Annotated in this window: 19 protein-coding genes; 7 read left to right on the forward strand and 12 right to left on the reverse strand. The window is 34.2% G+C overall.

Features of this window, described 5'->3' with window-relative positions:
- Window positions 1-6 precede the first annotated feature (6 nt).
- On the forward strand, window positions 7-2,127 hold the full coding sequence (locus N4A35_07820; protein ID MCT4581307.1) for a S9 family peptidase: 2,121 nt from the start codon (window positions 7-9) through the stop codon (window positions 2,125-2,127).
- Here N4A35_07820 and N4A35_07825 read toward each other — a convergent pair whose 3' ends face one another.
- Both N4A35_07825 and N4A35_07830 read right to left on the reverse strand, forming a co-directional pair.
- Entirely contained in the window at window positions 2,128-2,376 is a 249-nt protein-coding gene (locus N4A35_07825) for a hypothetical protein (protein ID MCT4581308.1), read from the reverse strand.
- Between the two features lie 40 nt (window positions 2,377-2,416).
- Window positions 2,417-5,692 (reverse strand): T9SS type A sorting domain-containing protein, encoded by a 3,276-nt coding sequence (locus N4A35_07830; GenBank protein MCT4581309.1) that lies wholly within the window; start codon window positions 5,690-5,692, stop codon window positions 2,417-2,419.
- A 142-nt stretch (window positions 5,693-5,834) separates the two neighbouring features.
- Between N4A35_07830 and N4A35_07835 the strand changes: the two genes are divergently transcribed.
- A complete protein-coding gene (locus tag N4A35_07835) occupies window positions 5,835-8,369 on the forward strand; it encodes a thiol protease/hemagglutinin PrtT (GenBank protein MCT4581310.1) in 2,535 nt (844 codons plus the stop codon).
- Between the two features lie 78 nt (window positions 8,370-8,447).
- On the opposite strand, the gene N4A35_07840 is transcribed toward N4A35_07835, so the two are convergent.
- Window positions 8,448-8,981 (reverse strand): RNA methyltransferase, encoded by a 534-nt coding sequence (locus tag N4A35_07840; GenBank protein ID MCT4581311.1) that lies wholly within the window; start codon window positions 8,979-8,981, stop codon window positions 8,448-8,450.
- 84 nt (window positions 8,982-9,065) lie between these two features.
- Between N4A35_07840 and mutS the strand changes: the two genes are divergently transcribed.
- On the forward strand, window positions 9,066-11,702 hold the full coding sequence (mutS, locus tag N4A35_07845; protein MCT4581312.1) for a DNA mismatch repair protein MutS: 2,637 nt from the start codon (window positions 9,066-9,068) through the stop codon (window positions 11,700-11,702).
- 91 nt (window positions 11,703-11,793) lie between these two features.
- Here mutS and N4A35_07850 read toward each other — a convergent pair whose 3' ends face one another.
- Genes N4A35_07850 through N4A35_07860 form a run of 3 tightly spaced genes read right to left on the reverse strand, consistent with a single transcriptional unit; the run spans window position 11,794 to window position 13,934 of the window.
- Window positions 11,794-12,243: a type I restriction enzyme HsdR N-terminal domain-containing protein gene (locus tag N4A35_07850; protein ID MCT4581313.1), complete on the reverse strand. Its 450-nt coding sequence runs from the start codon at window positions 12,241-12,243 to the stop codon at window positions 11,794-11,796.
- An 8-nt stretch (window positions 12,244-12,251) separates the two neighbouring features.
- Window positions 12,252-12,686 (reverse strand): SRPBCC domain-containing protein, encoded by a 435-nt coding sequence (locus N4A35_07855; protein ID MCT4581314.1) that lies wholly within the window; start codon window positions 12,684-12,686, stop codon window positions 12,252-12,254.
- Between the two features lie 51 nt (window positions 12,687-12,737).
- Complete coding sequence (locus N4A35_07860) at window positions 12,738-13,934, reverse strand: VWA domain-containing protein (protein MCT4581315.1); 1,197 nt, start codon at window positions 13,932-13,934, stop codon at window positions 12,738-12,740.
- Window positions 13,935-14,099: 165 nt separating this feature from the next.
- Here N4A35_07860 and N4A35_07865 point away from each other — a divergent pair, with 165 nt between their 5' ends.
- Genes N4A35_07865 through holA form a run of 3 tightly spaced genes read left to right on the forward strand, consistent with a single transcriptional unit; the run spans window position 14,100 to window position 16,380 of the window.
- Window positions 14,100-14,873, forward strand: a complete 774-nt coding sequence (locus N4A35_07865) for an AMP nucleosidase (protein MCT4581316.1) — start codon at window positions 14,100-14,102, stop codon at window positions 14,871-14,873.
- Window positions 14,874-14,893: 20 nt separating this feature from the next.
- Window positions 14,894-15,349 carry a hypothetical protein gene (locus N4A35_07870; GenBank protein ID MCT4581317.1) on the forward strand — a complete coding sequence of 152 codons (456 nt, stop codon included), beginning with the start codon at window positions 14,894-14,896 and terminating at the stop codon, window positions 15,347-15,349.
- Between the two features lie 26 nt (window positions 15,350-15,375).
- On the forward strand, window positions 15,376-16,380 hold the full coding sequence (holA, locus tag N4A35_07875) for a DNA polymerase III subunit delta (GenBank protein MCT4581318.1): 1,005 nt from the start codon (window positions 15,376-15,378) through the stop codon (window positions 16,378-16,380).
- 65 nt (window positions 16,381-16,445) lie between these two features.
- Here holA and N4A35_07880 read toward each other — a convergent pair whose 3' ends face one another.
- From N4A35_07880 to N4A35_07895, 4 genes are all read right to left on the reverse strand, one after another.
- Window positions 16,446-17,093 carry a DUF4412 domain-containing protein gene (locus tag N4A35_07880; GenBank protein MCT4581319.1) on the reverse strand — a complete coding sequence of 216 codons (648 nt, stop codon included), beginning with the start codon at window positions 17,091-17,093 and terminating at the stop codon, window positions 16,446-16,448.
- Between the two features lie 52 nt (window positions 17,094-17,145).
- A complete protein-coding gene (locus N4A35_07885) occupies window positions 17,146-17,694 on the reverse strand; it encodes a hypothetical protein (protein MCT4581320.1) in 549 nt (182 codons plus the stop codon).
- Between the two features lie 280 nt (window positions 17,695-17,974).
- Window positions 17,975-18,400, reverse strand: a complete 426-nt coding sequence (locus N4A35_07890) for a PaaI family thioesterase (protein ID MCT4581321.1) — start codon at window positions 18,398-18,400, stop codon at window positions 17,975-17,977.
- Window positions 18,401-18,414: 14 nt separating this feature from the next.
- Window positions 18,415-19,404: a glycosyltransferase gene (locus N4A35_07895; GenBank protein ID MCT4581322.1), complete on the reverse strand. Its 990-nt coding sequence runs from the start codon at window positions 19,402-19,404 to the stop codon at window positions 18,415-18,417.
- Window positions 19,405-19,501: 97 nt separating this feature from the next.
- On the opposite strand from N4A35_07895, the gene N4A35_07900 reads away from it, so the two are divergent.
- Window positions 19,502-20,089, forward strand: coding sequence for a transferase hexapeptide repeat family protein (locus tag N4A35_07900; GenBank protein ID MCT4581323.1), 588 nt, complete (start codon window positions 19,502-19,504; stop codon window positions 20,087-20,089).
- Between the two features lie 51 nt (window positions 20,090-20,140).
- Here N4A35_07900 and N4A35_07905 read toward each other — a convergent pair whose 3' ends face one another.
- A complete protein-coding gene (locus N4A35_07905; protein ID MCT4581324.1) occupies window positions 20,141-23,284 on the reverse strand; it encodes a UvrD-helicase domain-containing protein in 3,144 nt (1,047 codons plus the stop codon).
- A 70-nt stretch (window positions 23,285-23,354) separates the two neighbouring features.
- Window positions 23,355-23,993 (reverse strand): outer membrane lipoprotein carrier protein LolA, encoded by a 639-nt coding sequence (locus tag N4A35_07910; GenBank protein MCT4581325.1) that lies wholly within the window; start codon window positions 23,991-23,993, stop codon window positions 23,355-23,357.
- Window positions 23,994-24,008: the final 15 nt, after the last annotated feature.

Raw genomic sequence — 24,008 nt, forward strand, 5'->3', positions numbered from 1 at the left:
TTTAGTATGAAATCAATTTTTATTACACTATTTATCTCTATTTATTCTTTTGCAGTTATTGGGCAATTAAAAGAATTAACTTTAGAAGATGCTGTTTTAGGTTATTATAAAGGCTTGTATCCAGAGTCTTTAAGAAATTTGCAGTGGGTTAAAAATACAAGTAATTATGCTTATGTGACAGTTGATGGGCTGATTATAAAGTCGGCAAAAAATCAGAAAACGATACAAACCATCACTTTGGATGAGCTAAAAGTTAAAGTAGCAAGCTTAGAATATTTTCCATACATCGAATACATTAATGGTGAGCTATTGGTTTTTAGAACCCCTAAAGCTATTGTGTATTATGATTATAAGCGAAAAAATGCTGAAGAGGTTGCTTATCATGCAGAAGGAGAAAACTTAGATGTTGATTATGCTACTCGAAATATTGCTTATACATTATCCAATAATCTTTCTGTTGTTACTGAGGGGAAAAATAAGGTAGTTACTGAGAATACAAATGGAAATATAGTTTCAGGTCAAGCAATTCATCGTTTTGAGTTTGGGATTAGCAAAGGAACATTTTGGTCGCCTATGGGGAATCAATTGGCTTTTTCTCAAAAGGACGAAACCAATGTTGCGGATTATCCTTTGTTAGATATCAATACGACTCCAGGACAACTAAAATCGATTAAGTATCCTATGGCAGGGCAAAAAAGTGAGCATGGTAAGATTGGGATTTATAATACAGAAAATGGAAAAGTTACTTACTTGAAAACAGGAGCGCCTTTAGATCATTTCTTAACCAATACGACTTGGGGTCCAGAACAAAAATACGTCTATCTAGCTGAAGTTAATAGAGATCAAAATCACATGTGGTTGAACAAGTATGATGTGACTACAGGAGAAAAAGTGAAAACGTTATTTGAAGAACAAAATGATAAATGGGTAGAGCCTGAACATGGATTGTATTTCTTACCTAATAATCCTAAGGAGTTTTTGTGGTTAAGTGAAAGAGATGGTTTTATGAATATTTACCACTATTCAACAGAAGGTGAATTATTAGGTCAAATTACTCGTGTTAAATGGGTAATTGATGAAATTTTAGGTTTTGATAATAAAGGAGAGCATGTCCTATTTGAAGGAACTGGTGAAGATCCAAGAGAATTACATGCATTTAAAGTTAATTTGAAAACAAAAGCAATTGATCAGCTAACAAAAGAACCTGGAGTGCACCATGTTCAGTATAATGCTAAGTTTGATTTAATGATTGATAGTTATAGTAGTCTTTCAACGCCTAAAAAAATAAATGTTATTCCTGTGAATAAAGGGAAAGAGCTAGCGTTGTTAACTGCCGATAATCCTCTGAAAGATTATAAATATGGAACAACTGAATTGGTAACTTTAACCTCTAAAAGTGGAGAAGATTTATATGGAAGGTTAATTAAACCTCACGATTTTGATGCTAGTAAAAAATATCCGGTTTTAGTGTATGTTTATGGAGGGCCTCATGCACAGCTTGTTACAAATGATTGGCTTGGTGGAGCAAGTATGTGGATGTATTGGATGGCTGAACAAGGTTATGTAGTCTTTACTGTAGATGGAAGAGGTTCAAAACATAGAGGCTTCCAGTTTGAAAGTGGAATTCACAGGCAACTAGGAACATTAGAGATTGAAGATCAATTAACAGGAGTAGAATATTTAAAAAGCTTATCTTATATAGACTCCAAAAGAATGGCTGTGCACGGTTGGAGCTTTGGAGGTTTTATGACAACTTCCTTAATGTTAAGAACTCCAGGTACATTCACAACAGGTGTAGCAGGTGGCCCTGTTATTGACTGGAAATGGTACGAAATTATGTATGGTGAAAGGTATATGGACCAACCACAACAAAATAAAGAGGGGTATGAAAAGGCTAGTTTATTGAACTATGTTAAAAACCTAGATGGTGATTTATTAATGATACATGGAACAGTCGATGATGTTGTTGTTATGCAGCATAATTTAGCCTTTGTTCAGCAATGTGTAAAAGAAGGTGTTCAAATAGATTTTTTCCCTTACCCAATGCATCCACATAATGTAAGAGGTAAGGATAGAGTTCATTTAATGACTAAAGTCTTAAACTATATTTTAGAAAAGAATCAATAACTAATCATCTAATAGATCTGATTGTTTTAACTGGTCTTTTTTATATTCTTTTTGGATAGTTCTTACTCCAGAATAAGTTAACAATAAAGAAAAAATAAGCAGTAGTGTTACTTCTATTTTGATGTTCTGCTGTACATCGAATAATTTAGCGAGTCTGGCATCTTGCAAGAGGTAAATAGAGGTCGCTGTACTAGCAACTCCTATGAGTATAAAAAAATAGCCTACAAATAATTTAGCCTTAGTCATCATAAGTATTCAACGGACTTATGATGATATAGTTTCAAGCTTTTTATCTTTTTATTAGTTTTTGCGAGTGTGTATTCTTTTGCGTTGTAATTGAAATGGTGTAAATACCAGGTTTTAATGTTGCTTCAGGAATATAAATCTTTGACGTGTTATTCAGTTCACTTGAGTAGATTCGTTGGCCTGAAAGGTTGGTGATGTTCAAATATCCATGTTTAATATTCTGAAAACACTGAATAGTAAAGCTTTCAGATGTAGGATTCGGAAAAATCGAAAATAACACCGTAGAGGACTCATCAATGCTAACACTGTTGATAAGTTTGCAGTTAGAAGTATCAACACAATTATTTAAAGAGATTTCAACAGCGTAGTTACCATTGCTATAAGGGGTATAAGTCGCAGCATTAGCACCGTTGATAATAGCGAAATTATCGTCACAATTTAACCATTGATAACTGGCGTTTGTTTCGTTAGCTGTTAAATGAATACCAGATTGCGTAACAGAGGTGTCAATTGTTTGTATGGTAAGATTGATAGTGATAATACTATCACACCCAACATAATTCGTAATGGTGTCGGTATAGGTTCCAGAGTTCATTATTGTTCTTCCACTAGGACTGATATAACTGTGGCACTCTTCAGTAGTTAAGGTACTGTAAGACTGTTGTATATTTAGGTTTATAGTGATAATACTGTCGCAGCCTGCAGTGTTGGTAATGGTGTCATTGTAGGTTCCTGAAGACGTGAATAGTTGTCCACTAGGACTAGTATAACTGTTACATTCATCAATATATAGCGTGTCAAACGATTGTAAAATAGTTAAGTTGATGGTAATGATGCTGTCGCAACCGAGGTGATTGATAATAGTGTCTGTATAGACTCCAGAAGCAGTCCAATTAACTCCACTTGGACTGGTGTAGTTGTTGCATTCATCAATATCAATAGAAGAGAATGAGTTGTTAATGATCAAATTAATTGTAATAATGCTGTCGCATCCGTAGAGATTAGGGATAGTGTCAAAATAAGTTCCTGATTGAGAAAGGGGGATTCCACTAGGAGTAACATAGTTGGAGCAAACTACAGTGTCAACGGTACTGTATGATTCGTGATTAATAATGGTTAACATTACAATGCTATCACATCCAGTATTACTGGTCAGTGTATCCGTATATACGCCTGCTGTGGTTAGTGGACTACCATTAAATAAGATGGTGTCACCTGTGCAAATGTCTTCAATTGTAGTGCTGTAGCTAGGAGGGCAAAAATTACAATTGCTGATTTGATTAGGACTAGAGAAGACATAGCCTAATTGAGGAAAGTTAGATTGATAGGTGGTGGAATAACCACTTCCAAAAGTAAAGATATGATTGTTGGAATTAATTGCAATACTATTAATCGGTCCGCCGTTGATATCACTCCAGTTACTGTCGGATATTTTAGTTGGAATATAAGCTTTTGAAAGGAAAGCAGAGTATGAAGTGCTATCTCCCACTTGTCCTCCATTGTTTCTCCCCCAAGCCCATAAGGATCCATCAGTTTGTATTGCAAGAGAATGTTCATAACCAGCAGCAGCCTTAATCCATCGATGTAAGGTGTCTATTTGATAAGGTATGCCTTTACTAGTAGTTGTTCCATCACCAAGTTGGGCGTAGAGATTTCTTCCCCAAGTCCAAAGTGTACTATCATTCTTGATTCCTACAGAGTGCATTCCTCCTCCATGAATTGTTACCCATTTATCGGTTCCAACTTGCATAGGAACTCTTAAATTTCCTCCTCTTCCAGCTTGTCCATGTTGATCACTCCCCCAAGACCATAACGTACTGTCAGCTTTTATTCCAAATGAGTGTTTAGCTCCAGCATTGATGTAAACCCAGTTGGAATCACTTCCGATTTGAATAGGAGTGTGACGAGTAGTTGTTGTCCCATCGCCTAGCTGACCATTATAATTATATCCCCAAGCCCAAAGTGTACCATCGTTTTTTAGAGCTAGGGCAAACTCAGAGCCTGCAGAAACCATATTCCAAGTTGAGTCTGTCCCAACTTGTGTTGGGGTTGTCTTTTTGAAAACAAATGAACCTAATCCCAATTGTCCTCTTCCATTTCTTCCCCAAGTCCATAAAGTGCCGTCTGTTTTTGTTGCAACAGAAAAGAAAAAACCATTAGCAATAGAGTGCCAAGTTGTATCGTTGGAGATTTGTATCGGTAATACAGCATGCGTATAAGTGCTACCATTACCCAATTGTCCATCATTGTTTTGTCCCCATGCCCAAAGCGTTCCATCTTCTTTAATGGCTAGAGTATGACCACTTTGGTAGGCCATACTAGATGTAGCTTTCCTCCAATGCATAGATGTGTCAACAGGTTGGGGAGTGTTTTTGTTTTTACCGTTACCAAATTGAGCATGATTGTTTCTACCCCATCCCCATAGTGAACGGTTAGTTTGTAGAGCTAAACTGTACAGATTTCCAGCAATAACTTTTTCCCAATTGTTTGCAGTTCCAATTTGAACAGGTGCTGTTTTATTGGTGATTGAATTGTCGCCAAGTTGCCCAAAGTTATTGACCCCGACAGCCCAAAGCGTGCCATTGTTTTTGACAAAAAGAGCGTGATTTAGATGACTGCAATCTAGACTTTTCCAATCAGAATCATTTCCAACTCTTATTGGTGTTCTGTTGGAGTTATTCCATGTCCATAAGCTCCCATCGCTCTTAATACCATAATCGGTATAATTTCCTTTCGATACTGCTTTCCATTGTCCATTATCAATAGCCTGTGTTCCTCCTGAATTGATAAGCCAAAGTGATCGATCAGCTTTGATTCCAAGGCTTCTTTCTTTACCAGAACTAATCGCTATCCAAGTTGTGTCTGTTTCAATTTGAGTAGGTGAAGTCGTTCTATTACGTCCCCATGACCACAATGAACCATTACTTTTTAGTGCAATCATAAAATCAGGACCACAAGAAATTGCTGCCCAATCTCTATTCATATCTAATTGGGTAGGCGTCCAAAGGTTGGTTGTTGTCCCATTACCTATTTGTCCATAAGAATTGTCTCCCCATGTCCATAAAGCTCCAGAGTCTGTAATCGCAGCATAATAAGCAGTTCCTGTTGATACTGCTTTCCATTTTTGAGAAGAGTCAACGAGGTTAGGATGATTTAAGGTTCGTTCGTAGGTATACCTACTGCCTCCCCAGCGCCATAAAGAACTGTCTGATTTTATGGCAAGTGTTTGGTCGTATTTCGAAGCGACTTCAAGCCAACATTGGGCATTTAGATAATAGGAAGAAGTAAAAAATAATAAGACAAATAGTAGGATTTTCATGTCACAAAGTTAAATAAATACGAGTAAACAAATGATGAATTTTAAAGTAGAATACATCTCAAAATTTATTAGGTTCATTTTTTATTACAAGAAGTTTCTTTATATTTGATTCTTCAACCATTTTTTTAAGTAAACAACGCCTATGAAATCTATAATTTTAACGCTTATTTCATTTCTTATATCATGGTTTACATTTGCAGGAGATGTAACACTTAATCAAGCTTTAGCAGTAGCAAAAACACATTTTGCCCAAGAGAAAAGGATGAATTTAAGTACTGTGAATGTTCATTTAGCAACTCAAAAAAACTATATAGATGTTGCTGGAGTTCAGCATGTAGCTTATTATGTCTTAAATGTAAACCAAAATCAAGGGTTTGTAATCGTCTCAGGAGATGATAAAACAATTCCGGTTTTAGGATATGTGGATCAAGGAAGTTATGATGCGCAAAAACTACCTAATGGATTGAGAAAATTAATGTTTGCTTATGCAAGGGAAGTTAAAAATATAGCCCAAGATTATCATATTACCACAACAGCATCTATTCGTAGCCAATGGCAAGATTTAGCTAATGGAGTTATCGCTCAAAATAGAGCAAGTAGTGTTAGTCCATTGTTAACGACCGAATGGAGTCAATCTTCTGGAGGATATAATTTATTTTGCCCTACAGGAACACCAACAGGTTGTGTTGCAACGGCTACAGCTCAAATTATGAAGTATCATAACCACCCTGCTCAAGGAAATGGTTCTCATTCATATAACCATACAGATTTTGGAACGCTTTCAGCTAATTTTGGAGCAACAACTTATGATTGGGCAAATATGCCTAATTCATTGTCTGGTTCACCAACGCAAACTGAAAAAGAAGCTATAGCAACATTGATGTACCATGTCGGGGTTTCTTTAGATATGAATTATAGTCCAGGAAGTAGTGGGGCATTTAGTCGTTTAGTTCCAGATGCTTTAAAAGATCACTTCTCTTACGATAATAGTGCACAATTTATTAAAAGAAGCTATTATTCATTAACGTCATGGAAGAATAAATTAAAAACAGAATTAGATGTCGCTAGACCAGTTTATCACAGTGGTTTTTGTGCTAATCCACAGGCAGGCCATGCTTTTGTAATTGATGGTTACGATACCGACGATAAATTCCATGTGAATTGGGGATGGGGTGGATATGCTGATGGTTATTTTGAGATTAACAACTTAAACCCAGGGTCAACTTATACTTTTAACGATACGCAAAGTGCAATTATTAAAATTAAACCATTGGCAAATAATGTTGATGTGAGAATGTTTGGTGATATTATTGTCGCTCCTACAACTATTCCATTTAATGCTCCATTTACAGTTACAGCAGATATTGCAAATTATGGAAATGTCACTTATAGCGGTTCTGTCAAAGCTTCTTTATTCGATTTAAATGATGCCTTTGTAGGAAATGTTGAATTGCTAACTAATGTCACAATCGCGTCGAATGACTATGCTTCTTTGACTTTCTCTTCAACAGGGATGAATGTCCCTCCAGGGAATTACAAATTAGGAATTTATGTTCAAAATACAGCTAACAGTACTTGGATGTTGGCTTCACCAGACGGCTTTACCAATCCTTTAGGTGTTTCGATTAATGGAACGAATCCGCAAGGATTATTATCTAATGGTAATATTTTGGTAAACCCAGATCCAATCGAAAAAGATCAGCCTTTTCAGATAGAGTTTGATATTTTAAACAACAGTGCTTTAGATTTTAATGGAGAAATTTCAATCGACTTACATGAACTAAATGGAGATTGGGTTACAGAAGTTCAAGGTGGAACATATTCAATCTTGGCAAATGCTTCAGAGCACATTGTATACAATCATACAGGTTTAGACAATGATCCAGGAAGTTATAAATTCGTTATTTGGCATAAACCAAATGGAGGGAGTTGGGAAATCATAGCCGATGGAAATTACCCCAATTCGATTACCGTTGATATTGTAGGGTTGAACTTTTCAGTTAATGTGCCAGATATGTACGAAAACAACAATTCAGAAGCTATGGCCTATGAAGTCCCAGTGTCGTGGACACAAGATGAATTTACATTTTTATCTTCTACTTCAAATATACATTCGGTAACTGAGGATAGTAACGATTATTATAAGTTTGAATTAGAACCAGGATATGAGTATACTGTTTATACAAGAGTGCATGATAATTACAGTTCATTAACTGGAATGTATACGAATGATGTGGTGTTTAAAGTTTATAATGGAACTAATTGGTCTAATTTTTATGATGATGGTGAGATGGATACCATTACCATTACGAACAATACAGCCACAAGTAAGTATCTATTAGTTGATGTTGTACCATTTTTCTACAATGACTTAGGGACATACGACTTAGAAGTAAGTGTACAAAGAGCAGGTTTTGTTTCCATTGTTGAAGAAAATTCAGTTGAGGTAACGGTCTATCCCAACCCTGTTTCAGAAGTTTTAAACATAGCTCTAAATGGTAACGTTGTGAGTGAAGTTACTTTAACATCAGCAGAAGGAAAGGTTATTCGTAAAGAAAATACACTTCAAGGAGAGTCTATACAGATGAATTTATCTGATGTATCAGAAGGTATTTATTACGTTAATATATTTGATGGAAATACAGTGCTAACAAAGCAAGTGAATGTTGTAAAGTAAACAGAAAATAAAAGAGAAATAAAAAAAGGCTCGTACAAATAATTAATGTACGAGCCTTTTGCTTTTTAGGTATTTGTTTTATTTTTTTATCGCTTGATTGACTAAATGCCAGGCAACGACACCATAACTAATCGATACATTTAAAGAATGCTTAGTTCCAAATTGGGGGATTTCAATACAGCCATCTGCAGCATTAATGACTTGTTGTTCAACACCTTTGACCTCATTTCCAAAGACAAGAGCAATAGGTTCGTTATTGTAGTTAAAGTTTTCGAGAGAAATAGTGTTTTCAGCTTGTTCAATAGCGTAAACTTTATAGCCTTTTGTTTGTAATACATCAACAACTTCTATAGTGTTTTCATTGTAAAACCAATCAACAGAATCAGTAGCGCCCAAGGCTGTTTTTTGAATTTCACGATGTGGTGGAGTAGCGGTAATACCACATAGATATATTGCCTCAATATTAAAGGCATCAGAAGTTCTAAAGAATGAACCAACATTGTTTAAACTTCTAATATTGTCAAGAATGACCACAATAGGTGTTTTGTCTTGTTGTTTATATTCGTCTACAGAAACACGATTTAATTCCGTAAGTTTTAATTTCCTGTTCATAACTAATACAAAGTGTTGTTTTTTTAGAAAAGCAAAGTTAGCAGTCTATCGTTATATTTGCTAACTAAACGTTATATAAATTGTATGGCAACTAAAACAGCTAAGAAATCAACAAGTAAATCAAAAAAGGTAACTCCTTTGATGCAACAATACAATCAAATTAAGTCGAAGTATCCAGATGCTTTATTGTTGTTTCGTGTAGGGGATTTTTATGAGACTTTTGGTCAGGATGCTGTTGTGGCTTCTAAAATTTTGGGAATTGTTTTAACAGCTCGAAATAACGGAGGATCAAATTTAGAGTTAGCCGGCTTCCCTCACCATTCGCTTGAAACGTATTTACCTAAGCTAGTTAGAGCTGGTCAACGTGTAGCGATTTGTGATCAATTAGAAGATCCAAAACAAACCAAAAAAATAGTAAAACGTGGGGTTACTGAATTGGTAACTCCAGGAGTTGCGTTTAATGAACAAGTGCTCGAAAATAAGAAAAACAACTTTTTAGCGGCTGTACACTTCGATAAGAAGCAAGTAGGGGTAGCGTTTTTAGATGTTTCAACTGGTGAGTTTCTGGTAGCAGAGGGTGAAGCGAGCTATATTGATAAGTTATTACAGGGGTTTAATCCAAGTGAAGTTTTATTTCAAAGGAATAACGATAAAAGAATTATTGAAAATTTCGGTGATAAATTTTACACTTATAAATTGGAGGATTGGGTTTTTACAGATGATTATAGCCAAGAAACCTTGCTAAAACATTTTGGAACAAATTCATTGAAAGGGTTTGGGGTAGAAAACCTAACGACCGCAATTGTCGCTGCTGGAGCTGCTTTACATTATTTAGCAGATACACAGCACAGTAAGGTAAGTCATATTACGAATATTTCTCGTCTGGATGAGGACAATTATGTATGGTTAGACCGTTTTACTATTCGTAATTTAGAGTTGGTTTATTCTCATAACGAAGGGGCTACAACACTAATCGATGTTTTGGATGCTACAATTTCTCCTATGGGAGGAAGAATGCTAAAACGATGGGTAGTGCTCCCTTTAAAAGATAAAAAAGCTATAGATAGCCGTCTGGACGTAGTGCAATATTTTACAGAGCATCACGATTTTGTAGAAGATATTACGACACACCTCAAACGAATAGGTGATTTGGAGCGTTTAATATCGAAAGTAGCAGCAGCAAGAATTTCACCTAGAGAAACAGTGCACCTTAAGTATTCATTGTTAGCATTAGAGCCAATTAAAACGTTATGTGAGCAATCAAATAATAAAGCACTTCAAAAAATAGCAGAACAGATAAATGTCTGTCAACTCATTAGTGAAAAGATTGAAAAGGAATTACAAGATGATGCTCCTGTGATTGTTTCAAAAGGAAATGTCATTAAAGATGGGGTCAATCAAGAGCTCGATAGTTTAAGAGCAATAGCCTACAAAGGCAAGGATTATTTATTGCAAATGCAAGAGCGTTTGATGGAGGAAACAGGAATAGGTAAGCTTAAAATTGCTTTTAACAATGTCTTTGGGTATTATATTGAAGTACGTCATACACATAAAGATAAAGTTCCTGAAAATTGGGTGAGAAAACAAACGTTAACTCAAGCGGAACGTTATATTACGGAAGAGTTAAAAGAGTATGAAACAAAAATATTAGGAGCTGAAGAAAAAATTTTAGCAATAGAATCTAAGTTGTTTGAAGACTTAGTTTTTGCCATAGCTGATTATATTCAGCCCATTCAATACAATGCATCGTTAATCGCACGATTAGATTGTTTGTTGTCCTTTGGGAAAATTGCTTTAAAAAATAATTATACTCGACCAACAATCAATGATTCGAAAGCTTTGGATATTAGAGAAGGTCGTCACCCTGTTATAGAACAAAATTTACCATTAGGAGAGTCTTATGTAAGCAATGATGTCTTTCTAGATGATCAGTCCCAACAAATCATTATGATTACTGGTCCAAATATGAGTGGTAAATCAGCATTGTTGAGGCAAACTGCTTTGATTACATTGATGGCGCAAATGGGAAGTTTTGTTCCTGCAAAAAGTGCTGATATAGGTATTGTAGATAAAGTATTTACTCGGGTAGGAGCAAGTGATAATATTTCGAGTGGAGAATCTACATTTATGGTGGAGATGAATGAAACAGCTAGTATTTTAAATAACTTTTCAGATAGAAGTTTAGTCCTACTCGATGAAATTGGTCGTGGGACAAGTACTTATGATGGTATTTCGATCGCCTGGGCAATAGCAGAGTTTATTCATCAAAACCCTAAAGCAAGAGCAAAAACCTTATTTGCAACCCATTATCATGAGCTAAATGATATGGAAAATGCATTTGATAGGATTAAAAACTATAATGTTTCGGTAAAGGAAATTAATAAAAAAATAATTTTCTTGAGAAAGCTAGTCAGAGGAGGAAGTGAGCATAGTTTTGGTATACATGTGGCAAAGGTTGCTGGAATGCCTAAACAGGTTTTAGACAGGGCAAATCAAATTTTAAAGAAGTTAGAAAAATCTCATGGTGCTGAGGAAATGAGTAACAAGACTAAAGAATTAGCAGATGAAGCTGGAATGCAGTTGAGCTTTTTTAAACTCGATGACCCAATTTTAGAACAGGTAAAAGAAGAAATCATTAACATAGATATCAATACATTAACACCTGTTGAGGCGCTAATGAAACTGAATGAGATTAAGAAATTGGTTGGAGGGAAAGTATAAGTGATTTGAGAATTAGATAATTAGCTGATTTGATGGTTGCTTGATCTTTATTTTGCGATATACTAAATAATTACTTAATTGAACATTAAGGTTAAACGTCTTCATAATTAGGAATCCCTTTTAAATAAGCAAAACTATTTTTTATAAGGTCTATCTTCCCACAATATGTTTGTAGCCCATTGGTAAGGACAATGTATGGAGCTCCAATTTGAGCATTGTATCTTAAAGCTTGGTGGAAAGCCTCTTGGGTAATTTTTACAGATGGAGCTTTACATTCAATAATAGCAATGGGTCTAGCGTTATTATTGAATAGTACAGCATCAAAACGTTGCTTCAAGCCATTTACGTTGACAAGTTTTTCAACAGCTATTAATGATTTTGGGTAGCCTTTTTCTTTCAAGACATACATTAATACATGTTGTCTTACCCATTCTTCAGGGGTTAAAACCATCCATTTTTTTCGAAATTCATCAAAAATTAAGACTTTATCTTGTTGCCTTTTTATGGAAAAATCGTATTGAGGAAAGTTTAGTTCTTGCATGTTTATCTCTATTCTTTCTCAACAAGTTCTTTAATTTGTTGAAGTATTTGCCCAAGGCTATTTTCTGTATGACATTTATTCTCTTCATTGGAGAATCCAATTTGCTTCCATGTAAATAGAACGCGATTATTGGTTTGTTTTTCAAGCTTATAGATTACTGCGCAATAGTTTTCTGGGGTGTCTGGTAAACCAGAAAAGCCAGACCAATAATTGTATCGGATATATTCATTTTCAATGACCTCTAAAACATTTCCTTTATCTTGATACTTTTGACCATTAAATTCTCCTTCAAAACGAATTGTACTTCCAACGTTCCAATCGGATGTTGTTTGTGTACCAAATAGATATTGTTCAATTTTTTGAGGGTTTATTAAAGCATCCCAAACAGCTTCGGGAGCTGCTTCTATTTCAATACTTTTATTGACTTTTAATGACTGGTCCATGGTAAGAATTTTTTAGCATTTAAAATTAAACAAATATTTGAATAGGAGGATTTATTGGTCTTTAAACTTAAAGCCTTTTTCATTTGCAGATTTCTTAATTGCTTCCAGCATAGAGTTTTCTAAGGAGTTTTCTTTATTCGTTGTTTTTTGTTGTTTAGTTATAAATGCCTCTCTCTTTTTTCCGAGCTCTTGAATTTGTTTTTTGAAAATGTTTCTTTTTCTCAAATTACCCAATAAGAAAGCTTGTTGTTCTTCTAAACTCATCTTCTGCATGATTTCTGGAAGTTCATCTTTACTTAAAGTGTTAAGAATGGTGGAGTCTTCTTCCATTTTGTCAATAAGGTCCCAGTTGGTGTTTTTATACATTTTGGAAGTTTTTGAAATGGTACGCGCTACATTATTTTCCATGCTATAGGATGTCGCGTTTAAGTCTTGTCTTTTTTGTTTGTCAGAAAAGGTAACCCAATGTTTCCCATATCCAATATAGGTGCTGTTTAATGAGTCATTAAGCGAACTAATCTGTACATCAAATGGAGAAGCAATATACGTGGTTGTTTGGTCCATATCAATATTAAGGTATTCTCCTCCTGTGATGCGAGCTCCGTCTTCCCATCCAGTTGTTTTTCCATCAAGGTAATCACCACAGTAGATTGTATTGATGATTATATTTTTTTCTTTAGCATTCGCGCAAGCCTTTTCGAAGTTGATCGGACCTTGAGTAAAGGTTTCATTTCCCGCTATAAAAATGGCATTTAATCCATCTTGTTTTTGTCCCCATTCTAATTGATTGATTGCTGACTGGATGACGTATCCACAATATTCACTTCCTCCATTTGTTTTTAGTTCAAATAATCTTTCAGAAATTTCATCTAAATCATTGGTTAATGGTGCGATTTGCCTAACGAATCCATCAGTCACGACTAAATGATCATTACCATATTCATATAAAGCAATTTTAATAGCAGCTTCCTCTCCTTCTTTATTAGCTTTTGTTAGTTGATTGATTATTTTCCAAAGCTGAGATTTTGCTTGTTCAATTAAGCCATCCATACTGTTGCTGGTGTCTAGCAATAATGCGATGTTAATAGTCTTAGAGCTTCCCGAAGTCACCGTTTCAGCAGTTTCGCTGGTGTCTTTTGGTACTGTGCTAATGTTTTTATCGGTTGTATTTTTACATGCGGATAGAAGAAGAATGCCAGATAGAAAAAACAGGTTGATTATTTTCAATGTTTGATAGCTTTTTATCATAAAGATACTTTTTTAGTCATATTAGAATTAATGAATGAAAATTACAATTCACTTTTGGTATCAGCAATAGGGATATATATAAAAAATCATAAATAATTAAAGTATCATACTCGATTATGTAGTATTTTAGCGTGAAATTGACTAGCTACACAAAAACTTAAGAATATGAAAACAAAAGAAGAAATTGTAAATAATTGGTTGCCAAGATATACAGGGGTAGAGTTAGAGGACTTTGGAAAAACAATTCTATTGACCAATTTTAATAATTATGTAGAATTATTTGCTCAAAAGTATGGCGTTGAGATTGATGGTAAAAACAAGGCGATGCCAAGTGCAACAGCAGATGATATTACCATTATTAACTTTGGAATGGGTGCTGCAAATGCTGCAACAATTATGGACTTGTTGGGAGCAATAAGACCTAAAGGTGTTTTATTTTTAGGGAAATGTGGAGGCTTAAAAAAGAAGAATAAAATAGGGGATATGATCTTACCTATTGCCGCTATCAAAGGAGAAGGGGCTTCCAATAATTACTTTCCTGTTGAAGTACCAGCCTTACCAGCTTTTAATTTGCAAAGGGCTGTTTCACACGCTACTAGAGAGCACGATTTAGATTATTGGACAGGAACTGTTTATACAACAAGTAGAAGAGTTTGGGAGCACGATAATAAATTTAAGAAGTACTTGCGTAAAATTAGAGCAATGGCTATCGATATGGAAACTTCAGCAATTTTTACAGGAGGTTTTGCCAATAAAATACCTGCAGGAGCTTTGTTGCTAGTTTCAGATCAACCAATGGTTCCTGAAGGCGTAAAAACCGATAAAAGCGATAACAGTGTAACGGCTAATTTTGTTGAAAAACACATCCAAATTGGAATAGATGCGCTTAAAGAAATTATGAATAAAGGAGAGACAGTAAAGCATTTACGCTTTATGTAATTAACCCAAAATAAATTCAGATGGTTGTGATCGTTATTAGGAATGTTCTAGCAGTTGTGCTAGGGTGGTTTATTGGCAGTGTCGTAAATATGGGACTTGTAAACCTAGGGCATCAAGTTTTTCCAATGGAAGGTGTTGATATGAATAATATGACTGCCTTAGCTGAAATTATGCCTAGTTTAGGAGCTGAACATTTTATTTTTCCATTTTTAGCTCATGCCTTAGGAACTTTTGTGGGGGCTATAGTTGCTGCGCTGATAGCTGGGAGCAGAAAGAAAACGTTTGCGTTAGTTATTGGTGGATTATTTTTGATAGGAGGTATTGCTGTAAATATCATGCTTCCTGGTCCAATATGGTTTGCAGCACTAGATGTTTTGTTAGCATATATTCCCATGGCATTATTAGGATGGATACTTGTTCATCGACTATTCGGCAATCAAAAAGAGGAAATCATCTCTGAGCTTATTGATGATTAGTTACAATAAAATTGGGGAAATAACTTATGACATACGAAGAGGTATTTAAAGAGTTAAAGCAAAAGGTTTATAAACCGATTTACTTTTTACAAGGGGAAGAGTCTTATTTTATTGATAAGATATCAGATTATATTGCTCACCATGTTTTAGATGAATCTGAACGAGATTTTAATCAAACGGTTGTCTATGGCCGAGATACAACTATCCAAGATATTGTAAACATGGCTAAGCGTTATCCGATGATGAGTGAATATCAAGTGGTAATTGTTAAGGAAGCACAAGACCTTTCTCGTTCGGTTGAAAATTTAAGCGCTTATTTAGGGCAAATTATGCCATCTACAATTTTAGTGTTCAATTATAAGTATAAGAAGTTAGATGGACGAAAAGCATTAGGGAAGGAGTTAAAAAAGAAAGGTTACTTATTTACTTCAGATAAAGTAAAAGACTATAAATTACCAGACTGGATTATTAGCTATTGCAATTCAGAACATTTAGCAATTAACCCTAGAACAGCTCATATTTTAAGTGAGTATTTAGGGAATGATCTCAATAAGATTGCTAATACTCTGGAGAAGTTAAAAGTAGTAATGGATGGAGATACAGAAGTTACCGAAGAACTGATCCAAAAAAATGTAGGAATATCTAAAGAATACAACACTTTTGAATTGAATAATGCCTTAGGTGAAAAAGATGTTTATAAAGCGAATTTAATTGCCAATCATTTTGGTCAGAATCCTAAGAATTACCCACTTGTGGTAACCTTAGGTGTAATATATGGGTATTTTACTAAACTGATTAAATATCACCAATATGCTGGGCAAATTGATGATCGTGGATTAGCGCAGAAAATGGGAGTGCATCCATTTATTTTAAAAGAATATCAAAAAGCTGCTCGTAATTATAGTATGAATAAGATTGCACGAATATTTGGTTATTTAAGACAGTATGATTTAGCATCAAAAGGGGTCGATAATGCCTCTACATCTGATGGGGAATTACTCAAGGAGTTAGTTTATAAAATTTTACATTAGGATATAAAAAAAGGAAGTAATTTTAAATTACTTCCTTTTTTATTTAAAGTCTAATTCTTTTAGAATTACATTCCCATGCTCTTCTTGAATTCTTCCATAGTCATTTTAGAAAAACCTTCAGGAACTTCAAATTCTGAAGCTGCTACTTTTTCTTTAGAAACAGATTTCGCTGTAACAATCATCGTTAATCCTTGACTTAAAATAGTGTACTCTAAAGGAAAACCTTTTAACCCTTTAAGTTTATCATTGGCAGCAGAAGGAATTTCTTCAGTATAATAAACATCCATTTCCATTTCTTCACCATTTTCATCTTCTAAAGTCATGATAGCATGCTTACATTTATGCCCTGCAATCTTCTTCGTTTTATCGTCGTATTTGAAGTTTGGCTGTACTTCCTCTTTTAATTCCTCTTCTGTTGGAGCAGGAAGATCAATGGCCATTTTTTGTCCCATCATATCCATTAATAAGATACTAGATTTTGCTTTGGTATCTGTAATAACAATTTGAGACCCCATCATCGTGTTTTGGATGACTTTAGTTTTACTTTTTCCAATTAACATACTCATTTCCGAAGGTAACATCGAACGTTGAGCTTCCATAGCTTCAGGTAATTCGTAATCTAATCCATAAACTACTTTTCCTTCAAATTGAGCAAAAGTACTTCCTACAAAAATTGCTATAACTGATAATAGCGAAAACATTTTCTTTTTCATTGTGATAAATTTAGTGTGATTCATTAGAATCTTTAAGTAAATTAAGATTTTGTTATAAATTGTTGAATAACTCTTCTACTTCATACAACATTCGTTCCAAAGGTACTTTTTTATAATTAGCCGGAATATTAAAAGTACTGTCACTAACTATTGTATCCATTATTTCAGTAGCTCTAAATCGCATTAGAAGACCAAACTGATCGACCTCATAACCTAAAAGTACCCCATCTAATTCTCTGTATGGGTTACACCAGTTAGGAGCTTCAAGCCCAATTTCTTGAGTCTCATATACCTCTCCATCATATCCATCGTTTAGGTTGTCAAAAACCCCCATGTGTTTGGTGCATAACATCCCTGCAATAGAATCAGTAGTATTTAACGGAATAATATCTGGAATACCATTCTTTTGAATCATTGTATCTGTTAAAGCTGCATCTAGTTCTGCGTAATATTGCTTCTGACCTAAACGCATTGTCATAATTAAGATACTGTCTTTACAATTAGCTATCAATGAAGTGGCAAAAATAGATTTTTCAATGGTGTTTTTATACATCCCATCTTTAAACTCAAAGGTCATTTTTGAAGGTAACATCGTCTTCATAAAAGGATCCTTAAAATACGGATAGGTAACATCATAATAAATAATACCCTTAGTTATTCTATTATCTTTTTCTTTACAGCCTGTAAAAACAAGAGTTGATAGAATAACTAACAATAGTGTATATGATATGTAATGTTTAATGTTCATTGATTCAAAATATGAATACTAACCCACAAATATAAATTATTTTTTAAGATATAAAATACTTTTTTAGTATCTGATGATAATATTCATTCAATCCATTGCGAAATAAGGAAAAATAAGGGTGTTGAACATGTTTTTATAGAAATAATCCCCTTTTTGACATTGGATAAATGTTAAATGTACCCATTCCCTTAGAGACTAATTCTCCAGTTTCTTGTTTGATAATTTTGGCCGTAGTTACAATTAAACTCTTTCCCTCAAATTCAATTTCTCCTGAGGCTAATAAGTAATCGTTTTTAAAAATAGGCTTGAAATAGTTAATCTTAAATTCTACTGTGGAAACTAAATTGCCATTGTCATAAACCTTTGATAGTGCTGTAGTACCTAAAATAGCATCCATCATAGCTGCTACAATAGCACCGTGACCAACTCTTGGCGAGCTTAAATGTTGTTCTTCAACATGAAGTTCGTAAGTAATAACACCTGGAGCTTTTACTGTTAGTTTTAACCCAAACTCTTTGTCAAAATTATTGTACTTTTCGTATAGCTCTTGTGCGGTCATATCTACTATATTTTTTAACAAAAATAATAATAATCGTTGGAATTGACCTCATTTAACTTTATTTGGCTTAAATCTTTCGATGAAGCTATTGTTACAATAAGTTGGCTGTTTTCTATGGTTTGTGCACTGTTTTGTAAAATTTTACCATAAATATTATGACCAATTTTAGATTCGATTCCACAAAGCCAATGGAAATCAATATTAGAAGCAATTAATAGTTTCGCAATTGTTTTTCCTTTTTTTCCTGCTCCTAACAAATACAGTGGGGAATTATGTTTGAGGTCCAGGTCGATAAAAGCTTGAACTTTTAATGATAAAAAACGGTTGTCTTTATAATGGTGATGCGTTCTTGAGGTTCGCGTTGTATAATCACGCCAATGATGGACTTGATTAGGGGTGCCTACAGGTTTAAGTTTTGCTTTATACATCCTAAAAGCTAGTTCATAGTCTTCAGGATAAATGTTCGCGTTGAAAGCTCCAATTTGGTCAAATGTTGTTCTTAATAACATCCAACTGGGAGAAGGAATGGGGCATTCTTTGTAAATCTCTGAAAAACTATTTTGCTGTTCTGCCAATTGGTTAATCCAGTTTTGATAATTCAAATAGCCATTCCCAATAGCTGTTCCATCAGCTTTAAAATAATAAACTTTTCCAATGGCTACAGTGTTGGGACCATGAGTATCTATGGTGTCTTTTAGCTGCTGTATTTTTTCATTAGTACAGATGTCATCGGCATCCATTCTAGTAATGTATTGGCCTTGAGCTAATGCATAGCCAGTTTTTAATGCTTCAATTATGCCCTGTCCTGTATTGTTGATGTTTTTGATTCTATGGTCGTTTTGAAGAGAGGCTTGTACTAGGTTAAAACTTTCGTCTTCAGAATGATCATTGACGGCAATTAATTCCCAATTTAAATAAGTTTGATTGATTAAAGAATCAAGCGTTTCTTGCAAGAATTCTTCACAATTCTTATAGGGCATTATGATAGAAACTAAATCGGTCATTGTATATTGTTAATTGCGAATACGAAATTAATTATAAAATTGAATTGATGGCTTAGGTAATTTCTACTATCTTTAAAAACGAAGTTAATTGTAAATTATGATATACGAATTTAATGGGTTTAAACCCGTAATTCATGAAAGTGCATTCATTCATCCACAAGCCAATGTAACAGGGAATGTATTTATAGGAAAGGATGTATATATTGGACCTAATTGCGTGTTAAGAGGAGATTGGGGAAAAATTGTAATAGAAGACGGTTGTAATGTTCAGGAAAATTGCACGGTCCACATGTTTCCAGGTACCACTACAAGATTAAAGGCTGGTGCGCACATTGGACATGGAGCGATTATTCATGGGGGAACTATTGGGAAAAATTCATTGATTGGAATGAATGCTGTAGTCATGGATAATGTGGTCGTTGGTGATGAATCAATAGTAGGTGCACTTTGTTTTGTGCCTGCAAAAACCATCATTCCTAATCGTAAAATTGTAGTAGGAAATCCAGCAAAAGTTGTTAAGGATGTCACTGATAAAATGTTGGAATGGAAGACTAAGGGTACAGCATTGTATCAACAATTACCCGAAGACTGTCGAAACACATTAAAAGAGTGTGAACCCTTAAGAGAGCCAGAACCTAATCGCCCTGATCAAGAAGTTTTATTTAAGATTTGGAAGGAGACTTGATCCATTGTTTATGGTTTGAATTAAGTGTGAAAGACGCTTTGTTAGCGTAGGTTAACAAACAACCACTTCCTTTTCTTTCATGTATAATAAGTTAAGGGTAGGAGAATAACCAAGCTCTTTCAATAGTTGTCCATATTCTCGAAGCTGCTTTTGATGACTTTTACGTTGTTGTCCTGTTTTATAATCGATAACTATGGCCTTTTTTTGGGAGGTTAGAATAATTTTGTCAGGTCGATAAGATTGCCCTGTTTCAGCTACAATAGCGGTTTCGTTGAGTACTTCTGCGTTAGGAATATTATACCATTGTTGTACTTGGGGTAATGCAAAACAAGCTTTAAAATCTTCCAATACTTCTGCTCTTAATTCCGCTGGTAATACACCATTAATAATCGCTTTTTCTATTGCTGGGGAACAATCATCAGGAGAGAGGATATTGGCCCAAATATAATGTACAGCATTTCCATACTCCCTTTCATTAAGTTCAGATAACTCCAACTCCAAGGCATTTCGATCTAAGCTTAGACCTAAATGCTGTCTCCATGTTTTTACATGAGCGCCTTGGGAGGGGGAATTAGGTTTTTCTATCTTTTGATCCTCAATTTTGTTTCGTTCTCCTAAAATAAGGTGATTTTCTTCTGGATTATAAGCGCTGTGGTTGGTGACTAACTTGTTGATTTTATCAAAAACGTGATTGCTTGCTCTATTACCAATGCTAGAAATGATGTACATTCTTTTTTCAGGTCGTGTAAATGCAACATAAAAAAGGTTAAGGTTGTCTAAGACGATTTCAGCTTGTTCTTTTTCATAAACACTATCCAGTTGGTAATGGTTGAGGGTGTTTTTGTTTATGGGAGCAATGTATTTAGGTATTTGATAATCAACAATATGATCAGGATTAATCCAGGTGTAATTTTTAAATTGATTATTCTTATCAACCCAATCTGCAAAAGGGATGATAACTACGGGGTATTGTAGCCCTTTAGACTTATGAATAGTAGAGATTTGAATTGCATTATTATTACCACCACTATTGACTGCTATTTTATTTTTATGCTCCTCGTAATAATTGATGAAGTCTTGTAAAATAGAAGTGTTACGTTTTAGGTACCCTTGAATTGTATTTAAGAGTTGATCAATATAAGGGTCAAAGCGATTGAGTTGAAACGTTTCGAGTAGATAAATCACTTTATCATACAAATTGAGCTGGTTAAAATAGGAACGGTTATAGTGTGGGTAACCATTTTTTATAAAACCATCAAAGTCAATTGCTTGAGAGTAACTTTCGTTTTTTTCTGAAGGAACCCTCCATTGTTCGTGTATGACGGAAAGATGCTGCTCTTGTTTTAGGAATTGTAAGCATTTTAAAATAGCTTGTTCATTAGCAGTATTAACTGTTGTGGTCAAAAATGAAAGGATAAATTGAACTTCTTCCGAGCTAGCTAATACCACACTGTCAGAAGAGACAACAGGGATGTTTAATTCTGTGAGGTGATCAGCAATGAGTTTCCCATCTTTATTGGTTTTAACCAATATAGCAATGTCATTATAAGTAAAACCATCTTCCAAACACTCTTGGATGTATTGTAGAGTTAATGCAATCTTTTCAGGTTGTATTTCTTCTTTTCCTCCGTGTAAAATTTGATAAGAGACCAGACCGGTTTCTTTTTTGATAACATCTTGAGCTATACCCTCATAAATTGATTTTATGGCTTCAGACTCGGATAAGTCAGCCATGTTTTTAAATAACCAGTTATTAAAATGTACAATTGTTTGATAAGAACGGTAATTGTTTTTTAGTTGATCAATCGCTCCAGAAGATTCAAATGTTCGGTTGATATGGGCTAAATCCCTAAAAGCTCCCGCTATTCTAGGTAAATGAATAAACTGATTAACATCCCCTCCTCTCCAGCGGTATATTGCTTGTTTAGCATCTCCTACAATTAAGTTTTTATTCCCGTTAGCAAGAGAGTCGTAAACCAATGGAATCAGGTTGTTCCATTGAAGCTTTGAGGTGTCTTGAAATTCATCGATTAAAAAATAACGGTACCTATTTCCGATTTTTTCATAGATAAAAGGAGCAGGTTCGTTTAAAATAACCGTGCTAATAATTTCATTAAAATCATTAAGGAAAACAATGTTGCTTTCTTCTTTGATTGTTTTTAAAACTTTGTGTAGTGAATTGAGTAACGAAAAGCCAATGAAGTTTTTATTGAATAAACTTTGGGTCTTGTACTCATTAAAGAGTTTTACGATTTGAGTAGTGTTTTGAACTAATTCGCTATGAATCGAATCTATTGCATTTTTAATATGTGGTTTTGCTGATTTAGAATACCAAACATCGTCAGATAGATTTTTTAATGCAGCTGGAGTAATAACTAAGTCAATATTTAAGTTATTTGCAAATGATGTATAATATTTTCCAAACCCACTTCTTTTACCTCCTGCTAAATCAAAGATGCTTATTCCTTGTTGTTCTATAAGGTTTATAGTCGCTAAACACAAACTTTTTATTTCCTTACTAAGAGATTTAATTTTGTTTTTGATTTCATCTTGAATAGAAATAAAATGTGATAGTTGAAATTCACTAAGCTCTTCCAAAGCCGTCTTTCCATCATCTTTCATTAAGATTTGTGAAAGATCTTTTAATTCTTTTTCTACATTTCCTTTTTCACTGTTCTCTATCAGTTGTTCTGAGAATTGAATCAAGTATTGAGTTAGGTCTTTATCATTTCCTACTTCTTCTAGTAATAGTTCAATACTTCGGCTGATGAATAAGTTTACATCAGATTCCAGTTCAAAATTCATAGCTAGCCCTAATTCTCTTGTGAATGAACGGATGATTCGGTGGATGAATTTATCAATTGTTAATACATTAAATTCTCCATAATGGTGTATTATATGCTGAAAAATTGTATGACTTCTTTGAGCAAGTTTTTCTGGAGATAGCGGAACTATTTTTAAATAATCATCTAGTAAATCTGTTGATTCTCCAGTAGAAAGTTTTTTTAAGGTTTCTAATACCCTTTCTTTCATTTCATTAGCAGCCTTGTTGGTAAAAGTAATTGCTAAAATTCTTTTGAACAACAAAGGGTCTTTGCTATTTAAAAGAATAGAAATGTATTCTTTTACAAGAGTATAGGTTTTTCCAGAACCTGCTGATGAACGGAATATTTTTAAGGGTTTATTTTGACTCATAACTGAGCAACAAGATACAAAAAAAGCACTTCAATTGAAGTGCTTTTTTCTTTATTAATATGGTTGTTTATTATCTATTGTCAATTTCATCAACTCCAGGGTGTTTAGCTTTATTCCATGTGAATTTAGCATCACTTAAGCTCGTGTTAGGAGTAAGTTTGTGAATTGAAAATTGTACAGTCATAGCATCTTTAGTTTTTATAGTAATCTTTTTGATACTATTTTTTGCTTCATTAATTTTTAAGATAACAGTATGGTATTTACTTTCTTTTGGGTTAGTTGGGTATAATCTAATTTCTGTAATCCCATCTTTAGTTCCAAAATGTTTGTATTTAAAGTTCTTTTCCCAAATCGTCATGATTTCAGAAGGGTTAATTCCTCCATCTAAATCTTCAATAGCATCTATGTAGCATTCATTATCTTCTTTAGCATGGGTCCAAACTGATTCCCCATCACTATATACATCTCTGTCTTCTGTCGTATAAAAGAACTTAGTGCCTTTTGTAAAAGCTTTTCCCGATTGAGATTCGTTAAGGTCAGCACTTTTGATAGAAAGTTTAAAGTCTATAGTCATTGTACTATAACCTTTTAGTTTTTTGCCTAATTTTTCTAAAATAACTTTGGCTTCTTTATCTTTTTCCGGGTTGTCTTGTGCAACTGAACTAAAGCCTATAAGTAAACTTAATATTAATATACCGAACTGTTTCATAACTTCTTTTTTAGT

Source organism: Flavobacteriales bacterium, assembly GCA_025210295.1.
Lineage (GTDB): Bacteria > Bacteroidota > Bacteroidia > Flavobacteriales_D > Parvicellaceae > S010-51.

Excerpts from the sequence above, each read along its gene's own strand:
- N4A35_07890 (MCT4581321.1), bottom strand. The coding sequence starts at position 18,400 with ATGACCGCACAAGAGCTATACGAAAAGTACAATAATTTTGACAAAGAG.
- N4A35_07870 (MCT4581317.1), top strand. The coding sequence starts at position 14,894 with ATGGTTGTGATCGTTATTAGGAATGTTCTAGCAGTTGTGCTAGGGTGG.
- mutS (MCT4581312.1), top strand. The coding sequence starts at position 9,066 with ATGGCAACTAAAACAGCTAAGAAATCAACAAGTAAATCAAAAAAGGTA.
- holA (MCT4581318.1), top strand. The coding sequence starts at position 15,376 with ATGACATACGAAGAGGTATTTAAAGAGTTAAAGCAAAAGGTTTATAAA.
- N4A35_07850 (MCT4581313.1), bottom strand. The coding sequence starts at position 12,243 with ATGCAAGAACTAAACTTTCCTCAATACGATTTTTCCATAAAAAGGCAA.
- N4A35_07820 (MCT4581307.1), top strand. The coding sequence starts at position 7 with ATGAAATCAATTTTTATTACACTATTTATCTCTATTTATTCTTTTGCA.
- N4A35_07910 (MCT4581325.1), bottom strand. The coding sequence starts at position 23,993 with ATGAAACAGTTCGGTATATTAATATTAAGTTTACTTATAGGCTTTAGT.
- N4A35_07830 (MCT4581309.1), bottom strand. The coding sequence starts at position 5,692 with ATGAAAATCCTACTATTTGTCTTATTATTTTTTACTTCTTCCTATTAT.
- N4A35_07895 (MCT4581322.1), bottom strand. The coding sequence starts at position 19,404 with ATGACCGATTTAGTTTCTATCATAATGCCCTATAAGAATTGTGAAGAA.
- N4A35_07880 (MCT4581319.1), bottom strand. The coding sequence starts at position 17,093 with ATGAAAAAGAAAATGTTTTCGCTATTATCAGTTATAGCAATTTTTGTA.
- N4A35_07865 (MCT4581316.1), top strand. The coding sequence starts at position 14,100 with ATGAAAACAAAAGAAGAAATTGTAAATAATTGGTTGCCAAGATATACA.
- N4A35_07855 (MCT4581314.1), bottom strand. The coding sequence starts at position 12,686 with ATGGACCAGTCATTAAAAGTCAATAAAAGTATTGAAATAGAAGCAGCT.
- N4A35_07825 (MCT4581308.1), bottom strand. The coding sequence starts at position 2,376 with ATGATGACTAAGGCTAAATTATTTGTAGGCTATTTTTTTATACTCATA.
- N4A35_07860 (MCT4581315.1), bottom strand. The coding sequence starts at position 13,934 with ATGATAAAAAGCTATCAAACATTGAAAATAATCAACCTGTTTTTTCTA.
- N4A35_07840 (MCT4581311.1), bottom strand. The coding sequence starts at position 8,981 with ATGAACAGGAAATTAAAACTTACGGAATTAAATCGTGTTTCTGTAGAC.
- N4A35_07900 (MCT4581323.1), top strand. The coding sequence starts at position 19,502 with ATGATATACGAATTTAATGGGTTTAAACCCGTAATTCATGAAAGTGCA.
- N4A35_07835 (MCT4581310.1), top strand. The coding sequence starts at position 5,835 with ATGAAATCTATAATTTTAACGCTTATTTCATTTCTTATATCATGGTTT.
- N4A35_07885 (MCT4581320.1), bottom strand. The coding sequence starts at position 17,694 with ATGAAGACGATGTTACCTTCAAAAATGACCTTTGAGTTTAAAGATGGG.
- N4A35_07905 (MCT4581324.1), bottom strand. The coding sequence starts at position 23,284 with ATGAGTCAAAATAAACCCTTAAAAATATTCCGTTCATCAGCAGGTTCT.